This window comes from Mangrovibacter plantisponsor, from assembly GCF_003182475.1.
GTDB classification, from domain to species: domain Bacteria; phylum Pseudomonadota; class Gammaproteobacteria; order Enterobacterales; family Enterobacteriaceae; genus Mangrovibacter; species Mangrovibacter plantisponsor.
Genome location: NZ_QGTS01000045.1, coordinates 1 through 1,914, shown reverse-complemented (window position 1 = coordinate 1,914; position 1,914 = coordinate 1). Strand labels below are relative to the sequence as shown.

1 protein-coding gene is annotated in these 1,914 nt (G+C 54.5%); it reads right to left on the bottom strand.

Translation table 11 applies throughout. The features are described 5' to 3' along the window. Nucleotides 1-1,914 (bottom strand): hypothetical protein (locus DES37_RS25715; protein ID WP_170123820.1); only part of this gene is annotated, 1,914 nt, incomplete at both ends.

Sequence of the window (1,914 nt, the reverse complement as noted above, 5' to 3'; positions counted from 1 at the left end):
TTCTGGTTGCCGCTGCCCCCGCCACGCAAAGTGCCGTATACCGTGCCGTCATTGCGGAGGTTGCCGGTGACATAAATGTTACCGTTCAGGGTGCCACTCCCCAGGTTCACCCCGGATGAAACCTGCATGTCACCGGTAATTTCACCGCTGTTCCGCAGGGTGCCGACCGACAGGCTCCCGGCTGTCAGGGTTCCGGTGTTGTTCAGGTTGCCAACTGTCAGGGTAGTGCCAGACAGGTTTCCACTGTTTTGCAACGTGGAAACTGACAACGTCTCTGCTGTCGTAGTACCTGCGTTGTTCAGGCTGCTGCCCTTGAGAGTGGAAACTGACAGATGGCCAAAGTTCTGCAGCCAGCTTCCCAACACCAGTTCACCGTCAAAGGTGGCATCGCCGTAGCTGGCACTATCATGTACTAATAACCAGGGAAGGGACTCATCACGCCAGATGTGGCTTTCACCTTCTGCCGTCAGCACCGGCGTGGTGATCAGCACATAGTCAGACTCCAGAGAAGGGGCTCCCCAGTTCGGATCGCCGCTGTTTATCGGGCTGCCGTTGAAGTTGACCGTGCCGTAGTTAAACACCTTACCGTTACCGGCGGTGTAAAACGCCTGGCCGAGGTCGGTGTTGATATTAATGATACCGGTGGTGTCGTTTATCGCCACCCCGTTACCGGTGGCGGCCATGGCATACAGCCAGCCCTGTTGATTATGGCTGCCGTCCGCTTCCAGATTGATGGTACCCTGGTTCCAGGCCACCCCGGTGCCGCTGGCAAACATTCCGGTGCCGGAATTGGTGACGGTAATGGTGCCGGTATTGGTGGCAGTGCCGGAATTACGCAGGTGCATGCCGGCACCGCGCAGTTCGCGGTTGTTCATGCCGGTAAACAGCTGTTTGTTACCGCTGTCGTTGCCGTCTTCATCCGGCAGTAACTGCATGCCGTCCACCTCAATGGTGCCGCTGTTCTGCAGTATACCGGACACAGAAGTCATGCCGTACGCCCCTGCACCTCGCACACTGATACTGCCTGCATTGAGCAGCCCGTTGTTACCCATCATGGCCGCATACTGGTTACCTGCCGTGATGCCACCTTGAAAAGAGGTCATACCCCAGGCAGCAGTAGGCACCAGCCAGGAACTGACCAGTAGCACACCACTTTCTTCATTACGACCATTAATGATTGCAGCATTTATATCTACTATATTGCCCTGCTGCAGGCTGACAGTAACACTCCCTTCATTAACAATTCTGGCACCATCTGATGCTGAGAATACTGACCCGGTTATATCAGAGGCCAGTTGCCCACGGTTATACAGCACACTGTTTTCTCCTGTGACAGCAAACAATGAACTGGAATTGAAAGTATCGCCTGAACCTTCGGCTGTCAGCCGGAAGTTTTCATCCAGCACCAGAACATTGTTGCTCCCCTCGCTGTATACCAGCCCTACCCGGGAGGCCTCACTATCAAAAGAATTGATGATATCGCCGTCTTTACGGAAAAAATCACTTTCCCCGCTCAGTAGCACATGGTTGCCGTTCCCATTCAGGTTCACTGCAAACTGGTTACCGTGGTTATATACGCCAATACCATTGTTTAACCACCCTATGTCGTAATCCATGGACAGCCCACCCTTGATCACCAGCGTATTATCATCACCAGTCACCAGAACCCCATTACGGGTAGTAGCCGTCTGTGGGCGGGAAGCCGTCACACCTTTATAGTTCACACTTACCAGACCATCAATTTGTACCTGGTTGCCATTACCGTTGATGGCCACCCCGGTTAAGTCTGGTGTGGTATTCGCCTGATTACCCGGGCGGGCTGCCGCCAGGTCGTCCACCTGCACATTGCCGGTGATAACCAGTGCGCCATTGTTGCTGGTGATATTCACCCCGGTGGCCGCCAGGCGCTGCTCT